Source organism: Wolbachia endosymbiont of Dipetalonema caudispina (assembly GCF_013365495.1).
Lineage (GTDB): Bacteria > Pseudomonadota > Alphaproteobacteria > Rickettsiales > Anaplasmataceae > Wolbachia.
This window is the reverse complement of sequence record NZ_CP046580.1, coordinates 432,676-450,133: the sequence shown is the minus strand read 5'-3', so window position 1 is coordinate 450,133 and position 17,458 is coordinate 432,676. Positions and strand designations below refer to the sequence as shown.

Genomic DNA, 17,458 nt, shown 5'->3' with positions numbered 1-17,458 from the left:
TTATTAATAATAAAAACTGAGGAATTGTTGATCTTTTTAAATAAGTATAGAAAAAAACTCTACTAAAAAATCTTTATGTCTTATATAATTAATAACTCAAAGGATTTAGTATAAACCTTCAAAAAATTAGTACAAGTTTTATAAAATTGCAGAGTATAAACTATATTTTTTTTACAATATAGAAATAACAATCTCAATTTAATGCTATACAATCTTTCAAAAAAAAGATCATGTTGAGTAATTGATATATATTTTTAAACTTTGTCAAAAGTCAGATTGTATGGATAAATTTTCTATCCAAACAACAATACACTCTACTTGCTTATTTGGATATATACCTTGTACTAAAGTTTTATATGTATACATCTGTTTTTTTATTTCATCTAATGAAGAAATAGAAATATTAATATGTGATTTATAGTCAATTATAATTGCCTTATCTTGTGTTATACATAGCCTATCTAGACGTACTAATACTGGCTTTCCATCAATCATTCCACTCAGCGTAACTTCCGATTTACCTTCTAAGTCAAATAGGTAATTATATTTTTCATTAAAAGCTAATATTTTACTGTAAATCTCATCTTTTTCTTTTCTAAGATTTATGTTATTAAGGTATTCTTTAATCCAGCTTTCTCTTCTATTTTTCTCTATTTTAGGCATATACTGTAATATATTATGGATTATTAGGCCTTTTCTATAATTATTTGCTTCAATCTTTTCTTGTTTGTTGTTCCAAGTGGACAACGTTGAAATCCAGTAAGTTTTTTTTTCTCTAGCTTTTTGAAATAATGTTGTTAAGTTTGGGGGAAATGAGACTACTGGAATATCAAAATGATCAAGTTGTTTATAAATAAAAGGATAGTGTACATTCACGCATGATATTTCAACTTTTTCTTTAAATATCGGTTGTAACCAACTTTGTTTCTTTTCATATAGCTCTTGATTATTGGCAATCAGATCGTACCAAGAACCTTTTTGTACTGGCTCTTTACCTAAAATGTATAATTCATCTTCAGCACGTGTAAGTGCTACATATAGTAAACGCAAATATTCATTATAATCTTCCAATTTTTTCTTTCTTTTTATCTGATCACAATAAACGTTAGTATTCCTTTCACACCAAAATGGTGCTTCCATTGCATCAAAAATAATACTTTCATTATTCTTTGGTATTGTGTTTGTATCAGCTAAAAACACTATAGGAGATTGTAAACCTTTTGATTTATGAATTGTCATTATCCGTACAGCATTGTAATGTGTTTGCATATCATTTTTAATTTCCGGATTATTTTCTTTAATCCACTGAATAAATCCTTGAAGAGATAAATTTTCAAATTGTAATACAAGGTTTATGAATTCATCTAGAACTTCAGAGCACTCAAGACCAAGTCTTGCAATAAATTTTTTTTTACCTGTATATATTACATGTGTAAATAGTGTAAGAAGTGATTCTGTGTGAGATAAATTAATAAGATAATCTAATTCACTATAAATAACAAAAGAATAATTCTGGAGTCTTTCCCATAATGATTGTTCCTTACGATTATAGGAAATGTTGAATAAATCATCTTCAGTAAAGTTAAAAAGTGGTGATTTTAAAACATTTGCAAGAGCTAAATCGTTAGTAGGAAGAAGTAAAAATTCAGCTAAAGCTATTAAATCCTGTACAACTATATAGTCCATAATCCTGAAAGAATCTCGTCCTATAACCGGCACACTTACTTTTTTGAGTTCGCTTATTAGATAATCAACTAACATATTTCTTTGCCGTATTAGAATCATAATATCCCCCGGTTCCATATGACGATCTTTAGTAACTAAAATCCGTCCTTTACTTAACCAAGTATGAATTCTATGTGCTATTGCTTGAGCAAGTAATCGATCTGGTATTATATAATGTTTTCTATTTATTAAGTTGATTTGTAAAGGCTGTTGTTCTTCTTCCTTGTACCTTGGTAATAAGGGCCAAATTTCAATATATCCTTGATCATTTTTCCTATGTGGAATATGTTTTATTTCATTATCAATAAAAGATATTTCTTTACGCAAGTTACCAAATATTTTGTCTATGAATGATAAAATCTCAGGAACTGAACGAAATGATTTTTCAAGTCGACATGATATCCAGTTTTTATTGCCACTTTTTGTATGAAAGTATTTTTTCATATAGTTAAATAGATAAGGATTTGCTCCTTGAAATCTGTAAATAGATTGTTTTATATCGCCAACAACAAATAATGTTCGTTTTTCTTCACTACTGATAAAAAATTTATCGTAAAGGTTCATTATAATTTTCCATTGACTGGTGCTATTGTCTTGTGCTTCATCAACAAGAATATGATCTATTTTTTGATCTAAGCTAGACAATATCAGATTATTATACTCTGGGTTACTAAGAATATTTGTTGCTAAATCAATTATGTCATTATAGTCAAGAAATGCATTTTTCAATTTTTCATTTTTATATAAATTACTATATATCTTAAATATATTAAGCAAATTGCTAGTTCTTTTAAATATCTTATAAGAGTTAATATCTCTTATATGACTCAACACTATATTTTGAATATTTTCTATTATCCATTTTGCATCTTTGAATTTATCTGAAATACTTTTTGTTATTAGGGACGATATACTTTTTTTTTTGTATGATTCTGATTTTAAAAATACCTTGGCTAAACTTTCTATTTTTATACTCCAGTATGCAACTCTGGAGTTTATGCTTTCTTTTTTGATTTCAGTGTTGTTAGCTACTTGAATAGCAAGCTTTTTTGCATCATTGCACCAGTGAGAAAGAATTGCACTGTAACTGCGATCTCTTTTATTGCCTTTGTTTAATATTTCGACTAATCTTTCTATATGCTCAATTATTCCATTTCCCAAATCACAGATTTTATTTGGAGCATTTAATTTATTTTTGATGTATTCTAAATCAGTTGTTAGTGACAGCCTTTTTATATATAAAGTATAAAGCAAGTCGCGCAGTTTATTTTCATCAATTTCTGTTGCAATAGAGCATATACTACCTTGTACAGCCTTACTATGAAGTGTTTTTTCAAATGCTATAGAATGCAATTCTTTATATTCGCTTAGTATATAATTTGGAGCCATACCAACTTCTATAGAAAAGTTGTAAATCAATTTATAGCAAAAAGAATGTATGGTTTGTATTGTTAAGGTTAGATTTTCTAATCTAGAAAAAAGCTTTCTTGCCTGAATTATATAATGAGTAAATGCTTCATTTTCTTCAGATTTTGGTATTGAACATTGTAATAACATTGAGTGATAAGGTGATGTGTAATGGTACTTAGATGATGGTAAAGAAAGACCTAACTGTTTTAAAGATATAATTAATTCATCATTTGAACATGTTGCCCACCTACTGAGTATACTATGAACACGATTTTCCATTTCATTTGCAGCAGCATTAGTAAGTGTTAAGCAAAGAATATTTTTCTTATTTTCTAATAAAAGTCTTAATACTCTATCTATTAAGATTTTTGTTTTACCTGTACCAGCAGATGCATCTACCCAAGCAGAAAAATTAGGATTTATAATATCTAAATTCATCAGAAGTGTAAAATTTTATAAAATTTGACTGAAATAGATTATAAAATATACTCTAAAAGTAGTGTTAGTGAAGATATATAAATGAAAAGTTTTTGTGTAAAAGCTCCTGCAAAAATTAACCTCTTTTTGCATGTTGTAGAGAAAAAAGAAATAGGATATCATTTAGTTGAAGGTTTGTTTGTTTTTGCTAATCTTTCTAATTTCTTAGAGATAAAAGTAGGTGAAAAGGATTTCAGATATGATAGTTCTATAGTTGAATTCATAAACTCTGAGCTCAAGATAAGTAACAGGTATAATACTGTTATGAGAGCAGTTAATTTGTTGCTTAGATATGCTCCTATGCGCACTAAAGTTATTATAAAAGTTGTAAAAAACGTACCTACTGCTGCAGGTTTAGGCAGTGGTTCTTCAGATGCTGGAGCCGTGATACGTATGCTAGGAAAACTATGGCAAATTGATAGATCGACCTTAGATGAAATAGCTGTAAGCGTTGGTGCTGATATTCCTGCAAGTATAGATAATAAACCAGTTTTAGTTAGAGGTATCGGCGAGGAATTGTATCCCATAAAAGAATTTTCTTTACCCAAAAATATAGTACTTGTAAAACCAAGAAAGAAATTTTTAAGTACACCAGAAGTATTTTCAAAGTATAAAGGAAATTTTTCTAAACCAATTGAGTGGAATGATGATATTGAAAAAAATATGCTAAAACTCCTAAAAGAAACTAGAAATGATCTTCAGGAAATAGCTACAAGTCTTGTACCTGAGATCAAAGATGTAATATTAGCATTGGAATCGCAAAAAGGTTCTATGCTATCTCGCATGTCAGGTAGTGGTGTAGCATGTTTTGGAATATTTGATAGTGAGAAAAATGCAAAAGCTGCTGCAACAAATATTAGAGAAAAGCACCCAGAATGGTGGGTATGCGGTACTCAATTGATAGTTTAATTTATGAAAATAATCCCTTTAATTTCTCAGAATAAAAATTTTATAGATAGTTATGAAAAAGGAAAATTTTCGGTAAATAATCAAGAATACTACAGCTCAATTATAATTTTCCCTGAAAAGATAATTGAACTTAAGAAAGATAATATAGATAATAAAAAATATTTTAGATCCTTTTTAACAGAAGAAATAGAAGTTTTGTTAATAGGTACTGGTAAAACACGTAAAATAATAACTTCTTTAGTAAAATCCCGCCTTATAAAAAAGAAGAACTTAAACCTTGAGTTCATGACAACTGATGCAGCATGTGGAACTCATAATGTTCTCCTATCTGAGAATAGATTTGTTGTTACTTATCTAAAGCCAATATAGTATGTTTGAAATATTCACACAAGACTTTTTTATTAATAGCCTAGTTGCAATAGTCATAATCAGCTTAGTAACAGGTACATTAGGATCATTTATGATATGGCAAAGATTATCATATTTAGGTGATAGCTTATCACATTCATCATTACTTGGTATTGCATTAGCTTTAATTTTTAAGATTAGTCCATCAATCAGTATAATGATTATAGCAATTGCTTTTGCAATACTGCTTTCCCTTAATTTTAATAGATTATATTCTATTGATGCAATATTAAATATTATCACTAATGTAGTTCTATCGTCAAGTTTAATATTAATGTCTTTTCTTCCATCGAGCAATAGTAGTATTATTAGTTCACTATTTGGGGATATATTAACATTAGAACAAAATGATATAGCATTAATTTTTTTAATCTCAATAATAGTGACTCTAATACTAGCATTTAGATGGCGCTACTGGCTAATGATTTCAATTAATCAAGATTTAGCAATAGTTGAAAAAGTAAATGTAAATTTGGTTAGGCTAGAGTTTTTGATTACCCTCGCTATATTTATAGCAGTGTCAGCCCAATTAATAGGGATATTACTGATTGCTGCATTTTTACTGATACCAGCATCATCTGCAAGACTCATCTCAAAAACTCCAATACAGATGATTATTACTGCAACAGGTTTTTCTGTAATTTCTGGAATATCAGGTCTAATATTGTCTGCAAGTTTTGATCTATTAACAGGACCTGCAATCATACTTGTTGCAGCTACATATTTAATTATTGCTTATTTTATGAGGTTAATATTAAATAAATTTGCTTAATCTTATCTAAGTAATATTAATTTCAGCTTATTAACTATAATTGTGATTCCCTTGGGAAATGATTTTTATTATATATAATTATAACTATTAATTTATAAAAAAGCAATGCAATTGAAAAAGAATTTTTTTAATAAAAGTTAAATTCTATAAAAAAATTTTATCACAAGTATTTTCAAAAATAAATTGCTGATAATATAAAATATAGTAAGTTATATACATAAATGCTGTATAAAAAGGCTCATAATTTCAAACTTTTTTATATAATTGAGTAATAATAATATTATAAAAAAATATGAAAATTATACCATCTAAGGTTAAAAAGTTTCTTGAGAAACCAGATATTTTAAAAGGTGTATTAATTTATGGAAGTGATAATAACAGAATAGACCTTTTTATGCGGGAAATAATTGCTAATTTAGATGAATATTCAGTTCAGATAATGGATTTTGCAACAGTAGACAGATACCCTAGCCTGTTATTTTCTGAGTTAGTGAATGTTTCAATGTTTACCAATAAGAAATTGATTAAGCTAATAAATGTAAGCAAGAGTATATCCAAAGAATTAAAGAACGTGTTGGACCTTAATACAAATGATCATTATATATTAATGATAGCAAATGATCTTCCATACAATTCTACAACTAAAAATTACATAGAAAATTCAAAAATTTTTGGTATCATTACTTGCTATAAGAACAACAATGATAATTCATGTGATATAATATTAGATTACTTAAAACAAAATGGTATAAGATTCACAAATAAAATAATTTGTTATTTGCAGTCCTACTTTAATGATAGTAAGCTACCTATATATTCAGAACTTGAAAAGCTAATTTTATATTTAGGGGAGAGAAAAGACCTAAAACTTATTGACGTAAAGCTTTGCCTTTCAACTTCTAATAATGTTTATATTACACTTGATAAATTATACTCTGCTGTAGCGAATAAAGATATAATACAATTCATTAAAATTTCTGACATACTGATATTACAAGAAAATTTTTCACCGATAGCACTAATTCGTATTATATTAAATTACTTTTTATATCTTGAGAACGTCTCACTATTAATCCAAGGTGGAATGAATGAACAAACCGCAATTAATTGGTTGCATCCTCCATTGTTCTTTAAGTATTTACAAGATTTTAAATGTCACTTAAAAAATTTTCAGCTTCCAGAGCTTAAGAAGATCATAGAAAAATTAATAAATTTAGAAATTGTCTGCAAAACAACCGATCTAGATCATAAAATGATTTTTCAACATATGCTACAAACTTCTGGCATTGAAGCTTAATTTCTGTATAATCTATTAGTATTTCAAAAATTAAATAACGCTAAAATAGTGAATTAATCACTAAATAGAGTTAAGTAACTATTTTAATTTTATTAATTGTAAGCTTCGGAGTTACTTCTTTAAGCTATTCTCTTCTTTCATAAATGAAAACAGAAAATTATTATATATTTTAAAATAATCCTCTTGTCGTAAAGTGAGGTACCCATTTTTCCTATAGTTTTTTCCCAAGAGAATAATTAAAAAAAGCCAAACTTTAATCATATTTAGATACTTTACTTAGGTTCTCGAAAGACTAGTGCTAGTCTATGGTTTTATTTTATAGCTAGCTAACATAGCTTAATCATATAAAAGCCAACTCCTCGTTTCGATGAGCAAAAACATATAAAAACAATGTGAATTCTTACTATCACTGTTTAGCTAAAATAATGATTTATTTTACTTAATTTATAATAATCTCACAATTAAGCTTTTATAAAGATATTACTTAGAACAACCATAAGTTTTAAAAAAGATATATTAATTTTATGGAGAAAATTCATATATTACTCACAATAAGAAAAAAAAAAGAACATTGGCATGTAGCTCAATAAAATATATACTATTTTAATAGTAATAAATCTAGGTTAGAAGATACGAAAATACAGAATTTAAAAAGATGTTTAATTTTAATATTTAATATAAAAAAAACTTTATGAAAATCAAAGTTGGGGTAACAGGCTGTTTAGGTAAAATGGGAAAAAAGATAATTAGTGAATTAGTCACTAATACTAAGGTAGAAATAGCAGGTGCTGTTACTCGTTTTGATAGTAAATACATAGGTCTAGATATTGGACCAGTCATAGGCCATAGTTCTATTTTAGGAATTAAAATTACAAATTCTATTACGGATCTATTCAAATTGTCTGATATTGTAATAGATTTTACAACTAAAGAATGCATGTTAGCTTGCCTTGCTGCAGCTGTAAGATTTAAAACTCCATTAGTTAGTGGAACGACTGAAATAGAAGATATCTCTTTAAAAGAGTATGCTACCAAGATTCCGATATTGTGGTCAGCAAATATGAGTATCGGAGTTAATGTATTGCTAAAATTGCTAAAAAAGGCTACCAAGCTTTTAGGAAGTGAATATGATGCTGAGATTTGGGAAATGCATCATAACTTAAAAAAAGGTTCACCATCTAGAACAGCTATAGAACTTGGTAAAGCAATTGCTTATGCTTCAAAAAAAGATTTTGAGTTTAATCAATATTTACTTAATAATTCAAATATAAGGGAAAAGGGTAAGATAGGTTTTGCAGTATCTCGTGGAGGAGGAGTGATAGGAGATCATAACGTAATATTTGTTAATTCTGATGAACGGATAGAATTAAGTCATAAAGCAATTAATCGAACAGCCTTTGCTAAAGGTGCTGTTAAAGCAGCAATATGGCTATATGAAAACAAAAGAGAAATTCCAGGACTTTATTCAATGCAAAGTGTGATATGAATGATATACTACTTGCCTCTATTAAAGATTTAAATCTTTGGTATGGCTCTAAACAAGTCTTATTTAATATAAATTTGGATATTTTTAAAAAGAAAGTTGCCACTTTTATTGGACCATCTGGGTGCGGTAAATCAACATTTTTACGTTGTTTTAATCGCATGAATGATTATGTACCAGGATGCAAAGTTATCGGTAAGCTAATTATTGATGGGTTAGGCAATATATATTCACGTGACATGGATGTTGTGCTACTTAGAGCAAAAGTAGGTATGGTATTTCAAAAACCTAATCCTTTTCCAAAATCAATATATGATAACGTTGCTTATGGTCCAAAATTACATGGTATGATAAAAAATAAAAAGAAATTAGATGAAATAGTAGCAAATAGTCTAACCAAAGTTGGTTTATGGGAAGAGTTGAAAGATAGATTACTGGACAGTGCATTAGATTTATCTGGTGGCCAACAACAAAGATTATGTATTGCTCGTGCAATTGCAATAAAGCCAACTATTTTACTGATGGATGAACCATGCTCTGCTCTTGATCCGATGGCAACCAATGCGATTGAAAATCTTATACAAGAGTTGAAATTAAGGTTCACCATAATTATGGTGACTCATTCAATGAAACAAGCTAAAAAATTATCTGATAGTGTAATTTTCTTTCACAATGGTAAGATCATTGAATCTGGAAATGTCCAAGAAGTATTTGAAAATGCTCACTCTTCCTTAACAAAAGAATATATTCTTGATCATTAAATCTTTTAACTATATACAAAAGTTTTGCATGCAATAATTCCTTTGGCAAGGATACGGCTTTCACGATCAATATCTATTATATCAGGCAATGAATTAATATTAGTATAACTATCAAAATTTTCTATTGTCGACTCTACTACTTTTACTATTCCTAAAAAGTCAATACGTGATTTCAAAAATTCATTAACAGCTACTTCATTTGCAGCATTAAGTACGATGCTGTTTATGTGTGGCAGAGAAGAATTTAGTACTTCCATACTAAGTTTTAGTGCAGGAAAGCGTTTGTAATCAGGCTCTTGAAAAGTTAATTTTTTCTGCTTTATTAAATCTAATTTATAACTTAAATCTGACCTTTTTGGCCAAGATAGAGCATATGAAATAGGAACTGCCATGTCAGCTTCTGCAAGTACAGCAAAATTGAAACCATCTTTATAGACTACAACTCCATGTATTATGGATTCAGGATGTACTACTGTTTCAACTTTATTAGGGTTAATGTTAAATAAACTATGTGCTTCTATTATTTCTAAAGCTTTATTCATCATTGTCGCACTATCAATTGAGATTTTCTTTCCCATGTTCCAAGTAGGATGATTTAATGCTTGATCTACTATAACATTTCTTAATTGTTCAAAGCTATAATTCAAAAACGGTCCACCAGAAGCAGTAAGTATAATCTTTTCTACACATTTATCATCATTTTGTAAAACTTGGAAAATTGCGTTGTGCTCAGAGTCAATAGGAATTATCTGTACGTTTTTTTCTTTAGCTTTTTTAAGTAGTAATTCTCCACCACAAACAATGCTTTCTTTGTTTGCTAATGCAATAACTTTAGTACCACTTTCTATTATGTTCATAACTGGTTCAAGGCCTGCAATACCAGCTATTGCAACAACTGATAGATCAATAGGCAAAGAAGCAACATTTATTAAACCTTTAGCACCAACTTCTATTTTAATACCTGTGCCTAATAGGCTTTCTTTTAAATCTTTGTAAAACTTTTCATTAGAAATAGCAACATATTTTGCACCCAAAGATTTAGCTTGATACGCTAGTAAAGTAAAATTTGAATGGGTACTAAGTACTTCTACTTGATATTTTTCTTTTTCTCTTAATAGTAAATCCGCAGTTTTTTTCCCAATACTTCCTGTTGATCCTAAAATTGAAACCTTTTTCACTAGAATAAACTCATGTTAATTATGATAAAGTGGATAAATGTTACTTTCTTGACTGTTATTTAATGATTCTAGACACTAAGCTCATGCTCATAGTCATTATTACATATAGAAAGTGAAGGATTTGATGAAAAAAATTGATCATGATGATTACCTGAGTCAAACATGTTATATAAACCGTTAGTATTATAAGCCATTTCATTACTAAAGTGAGGATAATCATCAAAGTAAGAACCTTCTCCTTTAGAACTAGTATCCATTCCTTCTAATATTCTGCTTTCAGCATCTTCACCTTCACCCGAAAAATGTTCTGCAAGACCCTCAAGAAATTTTATACCAAACATATTATCAGATTTTCCAAATAATGCTATTAAACTACTTCCACTTATCAAACTTTCAAACACATTGTTGTAAGCAGCAATTGCTCCTTCATGAAAGTTAAATAGCCATTTCATTCCATCTATGATAGTTGCAATGGAGTCACTATAACCAAGACCAAAACCACTCTTCCTTTCTTCTTGGTATCGTTGTTGAGCTTGCCACTCTGCAATATTTGGACCTTGAGCTTTACCACTCATAACCTTTTATTAAAAATTTTTAAGGAAAACATTTTATCATAAATGTTAAAGAACATCAATACTTCTTAAGTAAACGTCTGAAAGAAGTTAGTAGAACGGTTTTACAATAACTGTAATAATTATAATTATAATTAGCACTGTAACTATCTCATTCAGGATACGAAAATAAATGTGAGCTTTTTTATTTAAGCCCATTGCAAAATTTTTCCTATGTTTTACAAGTAGTACATAAATAATAAACATGAAAGATAATGCTAATATTTTTATATGAAACCATCCTTCATAATATGCTTCTCTTATAATTGTTAATATAATACCAAAAATAAATGAAAAAAGCATTGCAGGGTTTACAATGTATTTAAGTAACCTTTTTTCCATTATTTGGAGTAAACTATCACTTTCAGACCCTAACTCTACAGTTGCATGATAGACGTAAAGTCTAGGTAAGTAGAGCATACCTGCCATCCACATAATAACGAAAATAACATGAAAAGCTTCAAACCAGCGATAGTAATCCATTATAAAATATTGTAAACTTCTGATATTATTTTAGTTTAATGAAAATAGAATTGATATGAAAGAAGAAAATTTTACTAAAGAGCAGATGATTAAATTTTATAGAAAGATGCTACTAGTACGCAAGTTTGAAGAAAAAGCAGGGCAATTATATGGAATGGGATTAATAAGCGGATTTTGTCACTTATCTATAGGACAGGAAGCAGTTGTAATTGGAACTCATGCTGCATCTAAGCCTGGTGACGCTTTCATAACAAGTTATAGAGATCATGGTCTAATGCTTGCATGTGATTCTGATCCAAACATTGTAATGGCAGAACTGACCGGTAAGGAAACTGGATGTTCAAAGGGCAAAGGTGGTTCAATGCATATATTCGATATTAAGAAAAATTTTTTTGGTGGACATGGAATAGTGGGTGCACAGGTTCCAATCGGTACAGGAATAGCTTTTGCTAATAAGTATAAGAGAAAAAACAACGTGGTATTCACATATTTAGGTGATGGTGCTGCAAACCAAGGACAAGTGTATGAATCATTTAATATGGCTTCTTTGTGGCAACTGCCAGTAATTTACATTATAGAGAATAATGGATATGCAATGGGAACTTCCGTACAAAGAGCAACTTTAGCAACTGAGCTATACAAAAGAGGAGAGATTTTTGGTATCCCTGGAAAACAGGTTAATGGAATGGATTGCTTTTCTGTTTATGAAGCAACAGATGCAGCAGCTAAATACGTACGTAGTGGAAAAGGTCCTATTCTGCTTGAAATGAAGACATATAGATATCGTGGCCATTCAATGTCAGATCCTGCTACTTATCGTTCAAAAGAAAAAATTGAGAATATAAAGCTAAATTATGACCCTATAAGCTCTTTAAAAAAATATATGATAAATAGTAAAGTTATTTCAGAAGAAGATTGTAAAGCAATCGATAAAGAAATACTTAATTTAATAAAAAAATCGGAAGATTTTGCTAAAAATAGTAAGGAACCAAATACTGATGAGTTGTATATTGATGTTTATAAAACCACCAACTATTTTAATAATGAGAAATGTAAACAAATTACTTAGGACATTCTAAAAATTTTATCATACTAAACTCAAAATATTTCAGAACTTAAAATTTTTGTTAAATATTTATTTTATTTTCCAACTTCTGTTTATTTAATGCTCATCATATTTAATATATGATAAAAAATTAATATGTCTAAATTCAAACCATAAGAATTTATGTTTTTTTACTTTTTCTATAGATAATTACTCGTAGTCATTTTCAAAAATGAAGGGTGTAATATTTCAACAGATTTCTTAAAGTACTCAGGAAGAAAAGCAGTAATAGTTATTTTCTTGCCATTTGGTAACTTTAAAGATAAAGAATAAGAATGAAGATGAACCGTCTTTGCTATTCCATTAACAAAAGCTTTCTTACCACCATATTTACCGTCACCAAGAATAGGACAGTTTATATGAGCTAAATGCACTCTCAACTGATGAGTTCTACCAGTTATCGGTTGTAATTTTACGTAAGCAACGTTTTGTTTTAGCTTTGCTATAATCGAAAAACGCGTAATAGCATTCCTAGATGAATTTTCATCGACAACCACTTTTTCTTGACCTAAAATGTATTTTTTTACTAATGGGTGATCTATTGTTCCCCTATTTTTATTCGGTATACCTGAAATTAGTGCTAAATAAATTTTTTTTACTCTTCGTTCTTTAAATTCTTTCATAAGATATCTAGCAATATTTGCATTACGTGCAAATATTATTATTCCACTTGTATCCCTATCCAATCTATGAACAATCTTTAATATTTCTCCTTCTTTAATTTGATCAAGCAAGCCACTAATACTGACTTTTACTTTTATACCACCTTGAGTAATTACTCCTGCTGGTTTATTTATAGCTATTATATACTCATCTTCATATAAGATATTGTCTTTTAATATATTCACTAACTCTTTACTATATTTACAGTCGGAATTAGTCTTACCAAGAAGATAGTATAAGTGTTTTATTGTTATAGTTTGTCCAGAGTATACTCTATCACTTGACTTAGCTCTACGAGCATTAACTTTAATCAACCCTTTCCTTAATGATTTCTCAATTAAAGATTGTTTTAAATCTGGAAAAATTCTTCTTATATACCTATCTAACCTAACATTATTATCTCTTATTAGTATAGTTTTCATATTCTGAAGCATTTTATTACTTAAAATAAATTTCTATAAAATATTAACTATTGTGTTGTTTCAATATTTCTCTATGATCAATCCAAACAATAAAAACTTGATCAAGTTTTATACAACTTTATAAGTGATTATAGATAAGCTATATTTATGCCTAATAAATCAATTTACTTCAAGTTATAATCAAGCTCTTTTAGATCTAAAAAATTTTCTTCTTGATAACTACTATTATAGCTTCATCTAAAAAGCAATACTGAGAAATTATATTTTTCAAACAAAAATAATTTTTGCATACTACTATATAATTTAACTAATAAACTCAATAAATATTGAACTTTATTATCAACTTTCTATAAAATTAACAAAAGCAGACTTGCTTAAAATTATTCAACTAGTCATAATTCAAATTTTCAATTCATAAAATGATTGCTTTTATTCCTTTATTTATTTTTTAGTTTTCTATCTTGATAGTGGTACTTATTCTTTTTTACTTGAAAAACCTACTTTATTAAATTTCTCCAGTGATTTGCTTATTACCAAACACTACTTTCTGCTATTTTATGCAAAACAGATAAAATTTACATGAGCTCGATACTATTATTGTGAAGCATGGGAAAAAATACCTTAACTACGTGTTTAGTTTTCCTATTTTTTTCAGGAGCATTTTCTTCTGTTAGCCAATCAATTGATAGCAGACATTATTCGAATCTAATTATTAATTTTCTTCCAGCAAAATTATTATTACCTGAGTATTTTAAACTTTTGCTGTCATTTTAACTGCAATTGAACATTTATAGGAGTTATTACATTAATGTGTAATTATGGTAGTAACTTAGCAAAAGTAGAGTTTTTGATCGATCTTGAAATAAAAAAGGATGCAACTGTAGTTGGAGCACTGTATTTGCTGCAATTCCCAAATATCTGATATAACTATTGCATATATGTCTTCATAAGAAGCTACAATAAAGGATAATTAAAGTAAATCCCAAAAAGCATCCTATCACTAGATTACACTTGTTTATCTGAGATAGCAACTATGGATAGAACAAAGATTATCACTGTATCAAATCTAGGTTATTTATCTATAATAAAAATTGTTCCCTATATTTTTTTATAGTCATTAGTTCTATTTGAGGTTACTACATTAGTAGTAATAACTATAAACATTAATTATGACCTTTATACTAGTAATAAATTTTTCACTATTCTATTTTCAATCTTCTTACGATATATATTTTAGATTTTGAAAAATAACTGAAATAGCAGTATTTGCTACTTATTAGTAAATTAAATAATATGATGTATAAACTAAGGTCAAAAGCATTACATAAACTCATCATAAAAGAGTACTATAAAAATTAAAGCTGCATTTTGATAGCAGGAATAGCATCTATGTTTACTGTTTTAGTTGCTAATATACTATTGCTATTTTATAAGTGGTATAATCATAAAAAGACTTGTCAGAAAAAGCATGTATCGCATACCATAATGCTAATTAAATATTTTTTTCGTACTACAAAGACATCTTATCCTAAGGCTCACTATTTGTTAGCAGAGGTAGTATATTTTTATATCGCGCTTATTTTTTATCAATACAGATACATTACTGCTTTATTTTAGTAGCAGTTACAATAGGAGAAGTATTTTTATTAATAAAAAAAGGGTTATGCTACTATAACTTAAGGAATAAGTAATCTTAAAGTTCCCCCTATTACTTTTAGATTTTTACTTATTTCATTTCCTCTAAAGGTTTTATATTAAAAATAGAAAGTCCAGAAGCAATAATGTGTGCTAGAGCTTGAACAAGAAATATTCTTGCAGAAGTTAGGTTTAAATTATCTTTTAGTATGAATCGCATGTTTAAATCATTCTTACCATATCCCCATAAAGCATGAAATATCTCTGCAACTTCAAGTAAGTAGAAAGTAATTCTGTGGGGTTCATAAAGTCTTGCTGCTATTTCTAATACACTTGGCCATTTTGCTAATATTTTTATAAGTAATAATTCTCCATCAGTCTTTAAAAGTGAAGGATTTACATTTGGAAGTTCTTTCGGAGCATTACGCATTAACGAACAAGCCCGTGCATATGCATATTGCACATAAAAGATAGGATTATCTTTTGATTGTTCTTTCACTTTAGTAAAATCAAAATCAAGAACCATGTCATTCCTACTAGTTAGCATTATAAAGCGGGTAATATCCCTACCTACCTTTTTGATTACATCTCTTGCTGTCAAAAATTTTCCTGACCTTTTAGACATTTTAATAGGTTTTCCATTATCAAAGAAATTTACAATATTATGCAATTTTACTTCTATCTTTGCCTTATTATCACTTAGCGCAGAAACAACTGCTTTAAGCCTTTTGACATATCCACCATGATCACTACCAAGTTCTATGACCATATTATTAAAGCCGCGTGATATCTTATCAAAATGATAAGCTATATCTGATGCGAAATAAGTCCAGCTACCGTCTTCCTTTTTTAATGCACGATCAATATCATCACCAAATTTTGTTGAACAAAATAAAACTTCTTTCCTAGAAGTCCAATTTTTACTTTCTTTACTCTTCGGTCTTTGTAGGTATCCCTCATACACTAACCCCTTCTCAGACAATAGTTTTATGCTTTTTTCAATCTTGCCACTTTTTTGCAACTCATATTCCGAAGTAAAAATATCATGATTTACTCCGAGCAAATTCATATCTTCTTTTATAAGTGCTAAAATAGAACTTAAAGCATGATTTTTAATCACTTGATAATCTCTTTTTTCTAAAAGACCTTCACCATATTTTTCAGCTAATTTTTTTCCTATTGCTTTTAAATACTCACCTGGGTATAGACCTTTTTCAATACTAATACTCTCTCCTAAAGCTTCTCTGTATCGTAAATATACTGATCGAATTAATGTATCTATCTGTCTTCCAGTATCATTAATATAATACTCCTTAGTTACTTGATAACCAACTTTTTTTAGTAAATTTGCTAAAACATCACCAAATACTGCTCCTCTTACATGACCAATATGGAGTGGGCCAGTTGGATTTGCAGATACAAATTCAATATTTACAGTTTGATCATTTCCAATATTTAAAGTACCAAACTCTGTTTTTAGCTCATTTATTTGTTTAAGAACTTCATGCCATACCTCCATTTTTAGATGTATATTAATAAAGCCAGAGCCAGCTATTTCTACTTTTTCAACTTCACTAAAAAGTTTAAATTCCCCTGCTAACACCTCTGCAATTTCAATAGAACTCTTCCTTTCATATTTCGCAAGTATCATAGCAATATTTGTATAAATATCACCATGTGCTCTATTACTTGGAGACCTTAAAATAAAATTCTCTACATTTGTATTTATAATATTTTTTTGCTTTAGTTCTTCCAACTTATTAAGAATCAACAAAAAAATTTGTTTAAAAATATTCATCAATCAAAAATTATAAATTTATTATAGTATAATAAATGAATAAGACAAATTGAAGATATATCTTCAATTTGTAATTCTATAAGAATTAAATGTAATTCATAATAAGAAATACATATAAAATAAATAGTTTTTTTTGTAATGAATTAATAATTAAAACTTATAATCGGACTATGATTAACACAGGTTTATATAAATAAAAAAATATATAGATTTTTAATCTTTACTATAAGTGACCTATCTTGGCTATAAAAAATTATCAACTACATTGTCAAAACTAAAGTTATGAATACAGTAATATGCTAATCTTATATTGTAAATATA

General features: G+C 28.3%; 14 protein-coding genes. 8 read left to right on the top strand and 6 right to left on the bottom strand.

Features of this window, described 5'->3' with window-relative positions; translation table 11 throughout:
- Positions 1 to 264: 264 nt before the first annotated feature.
- A complete protein-coding gene (locus GOY14_RS01675) occupies positions 265 to 3,573 on the bottom strand; it encodes a UvrD-helicase domain-containing protein (protein WP_175809573.1) in 3,309 nt (1,102 codons plus the stop codon).
- Positions 3,574 to 3,654: 81 nt separating this feature from the next.
- On the opposite strand from GOY14_RS01675, the gene GOY14_RS01670 reads away from it, so the two are divergent.
- The 6 genes from GOY14_RS01670 to pstB all read left to right on the top strand — a co-directional run bounded on the left by GOY14_RS01670 (position 3,655) and on the right by pstB (position 9,242).
- Positions 3,655 to 4,521: a 4-(cytidine 5'-diphospho)-2-C-methyl-D-erythritol kinase gene (locus tag GOY14_RS01670; protein ID WP_175809572.1), complete on the top strand. Its 867-nt coding sequence runs from the start codon at positions 3,655 to 3,657 to the stop codon at positions 4,519 to 4,521.
- Positions 4,522 to 4,524: 3 nt separating this feature from the next.
- Entirely contained in the window at positions 4,525 to 4,890 is a 366-nt protein-coding gene (locus tag GOY14_RS01665; protein ID WP_175809571.1) for an Mth938-like domain-containing protein, read from the top strand.
- Position 4,891: 1 nt separating this feature from the next.
- Positions 4,892 to 5,701: a metal ABC transporter permease gene (locus tag GOY14_RS01660; protein ID WP_175809570.1), complete on the top strand. Its 810-nt coding sequence runs from the start codon at positions 4,892 to 4,894 to the stop codon at positions 5,699 to 5,701.
- A 292-nt stretch (positions 5,702 to 5,993) separates the two neighbouring features.
- On the top strand, positions 5,994 to 6,998 hold the full coding sequence (holA, locus tag GOY14_RS01655) for a DNA polymerase III subunit delta (protein ID WP_175809569.1): 1,005 nt from the start codon (positions 5,994 to 5,996) through the stop codon (positions 6,996 to 6,998).
- A gap of 691 nt (positions 6,999 to 7,689) precedes the next feature.
- On the top strand, positions 7,690 to 8,484 hold the full coding sequence (dapB, locus tag GOY14_RS01650; protein WP_175809568.1) for a 4-hydroxy-tetrahydrodipicolinate reductase: 795 nt from the start codon (positions 7,690 to 7,692) through the stop codon (positions 8,482 to 8,484).
- Positions 8,481 to 9,242, top strand: coding sequence for a phosphate ABC transporter ATP-binding protein PstB (pstB, locus tag GOY14_RS01645; RefSeq protein WP_175809567.1), 762 nt, complete (start codon positions 8,481 to 8,483; stop codon positions 9,240 to 9,242). The genes dapB and pstB overlap by 4 nt, the downstream gene beginning before the upstream one ends.
- A gap of 5 nt (positions 9,243 to 9,247) precedes the next feature.
- Here pstB and dxr read toward each other — a convergent pair whose 3' ends face one another.
- From dxr to hemJ, 3 genes are all read right to left on the bottom strand, one after another.
- Positions 9,248 to 10,420: a 1-deoxy-D-xylulose-5-phosphate reductoisomerase gene (gene dxr / locus GOY14_RS01640; RefSeq protein WP_175809566.1), complete on the bottom strand. Its 1,173-nt coding sequence runs from the start codon at positions 10,418 to 10,420 to the stop codon at positions 9,248 to 9,250.
- Positions 10,421 to 10,488: 68 nt separating this feature from the next.
- Positions 10,489 to 10,995 carry a hypothetical protein gene (locus tag GOY14_RS01635; protein ID WP_175809565.1) on the bottom strand — a complete coding sequence of 169 codons (507 nt, stop codon included), beginning with the start codon at positions 10,993 to 10,995 and terminating at the stop codon, positions 10,489 to 10,491.
- Positions 10,996 to 11,082: 87 nt separating this feature from the next.
- Positions 11,083 to 11,514 (bottom strand): protoporphyrinogen oxidase HemJ, encoded by a 432-nt coding sequence (gene hemJ / locus GOY14_RS01630; protein WP_175809564.1) that lies wholly within the window; start codon positions 11,512 to 11,514, stop codon positions 11,083 to 11,085.
- A 55-nt stretch (positions 11,515 to 11,569) separates the two neighbouring features.
- On the opposite strand from hemJ, the gene pdhA reads away from it, so the two are divergent.
- Entirely contained in the window at positions 11,570 to 12,583 is a 1,014-nt protein-coding gene (gene pdhA, locus GOY14_RS01625) for a pyruvate dehydrogenase (acetyl-transferring) E1 component subunit alpha (protein WP_175809563.1), read from the top strand.
- A gap of 176 nt (positions 12,584 to 12,759) precedes the next feature.
- Here the strand turns inward: pdhA and GOY14_RS01620 are convergent, their stop codons facing one another.
- On the bottom strand, positions 12,760 to 13,716 hold the full coding sequence (locus GOY14_RS01620) for an RluA family pseudouridine synthase (protein WP_175809562.1): 957 nt from the start codon (positions 13,714 to 13,716) through the stop codon (positions 12,760 to 12,762).
- A gap of 594 nt (positions 13,717 to 14,310) precedes the next feature.
- Between GOY14_RS01620 and GOY14_RS01615 the strand changes: the two genes are divergently transcribed.
- Positions 14,311 to 14,478, top strand: coding sequence for a hypothetical protein (locus tag GOY14_RS01615; RefSeq protein ID WP_175809561.1), 168 nt, complete (start codon positions 14,311 to 14,313; stop codon positions 14,476 to 14,478).
- A gap of 952 nt (positions 14,479 to 15,430) precedes the next feature.
- Here the strand turns inward: GOY14_RS01615 and argS are convergent.
- Positions 15,431 to 17,137 (bottom strand): arginine--tRNA ligase, encoded by a 1,707-nt coding sequence (argS, locus tag GOY14_RS01610; RefSeq protein ID WP_175809560.1) that lies wholly within the window; start codon positions 17,135 to 17,137, stop codon positions 15,431 to 15,433.
- Positions 17,138 to 17,458: the final 321 nt, after the last annotated feature.

Excerpts from the sequence above, each read along its gene's own strand:
- GOY14_RS01615 (WP_175809561.1), top strand. The coding sequence starts at position 14,311 with ATGGGAAAAAATACCTTAACTACGTGTTTAGTTTTCCTATTTTTTTCA.
- holA (WP_175809569.1), top strand. The coding sequence starts at position 5,994 with ATGAAAATTATACCATCTAAGGTTAAAAAGTTTCTTGAGAAACCAGAT.
- hemJ (WP_175809564.1), bottom strand. The coding sequence starts at position 11,514 with ATGGATTACTATCGCTGGTTTGAAGCTTTTCATGTTATTTTCGTTATT.
- pdhA (WP_175809563.1), top strand. The coding sequence starts at position 11,570 with ATGAAAGAAGAAAATTTTACTAAAGAGCAGATGATTAAATTTTATAGA.
- argS (WP_175809560.1), bottom strand. The coding sequence starts at position 17,137 with ATGAATATTTTTAAACAAATTTTTTTGTTGATTCTTAATAAGTTGGAA.
- pstB (WP_175809567.1), top strand. The coding sequence starts at position 8,481 with ATGAATGATATACTACTTGCCTCTATTAAAGATTTAAATCTTTGGTAT.
- dapB (WP_175809568.1), top strand. The coding sequence starts at position 7,690 with ATGAAAATCAAAGTTGGGGTAACAGGCTGTTTAGGTAAAATGGGAAAA.
- GOY14_RS01620 (WP_175809562.1), bottom strand. The coding sequence starts at position 13,716 with ATGCTTCAGAATATGAAAACTATACTAATAAGAGATAATAATGTTAGG.
- GOY14_RS01675 (WP_175809573.1), bottom strand. The coding sequence starts at position 3,573 with ATGAATTTAGATATTATAAATCCTAATTTTTCTGCTTGGGTAGATGCA.
- GOY14_RS01635 (WP_175809565.1), bottom strand. The coding sequence starts at position 10,995 with ATGAGTGGTAAAGCTCAAGGTCCAAATATTGCAGAGTGGCAAGCTCAA.
- GOY14_RS01660 (WP_175809570.1), top strand. The coding sequence starts at position 4,892 with ATGTTTGAAATATTCACACAAGACTTTTTTATTAATAGCCTAGTTGCA.
- GOY14_RS01670 (WP_175809572.1), top strand. The coding sequence starts at position 3,655 with ATGAAAAGTTTTTGTGTAAAAGCTCCTGCAAAAATTAACCTCTTTTTG.
- GOY14_RS01665 (WP_175809571.1), top strand. The coding sequence starts at position 4,525 with ATGAAAATAATCCCTTTAATTTCTCAGAATAAAAATTTTATAGATAGT.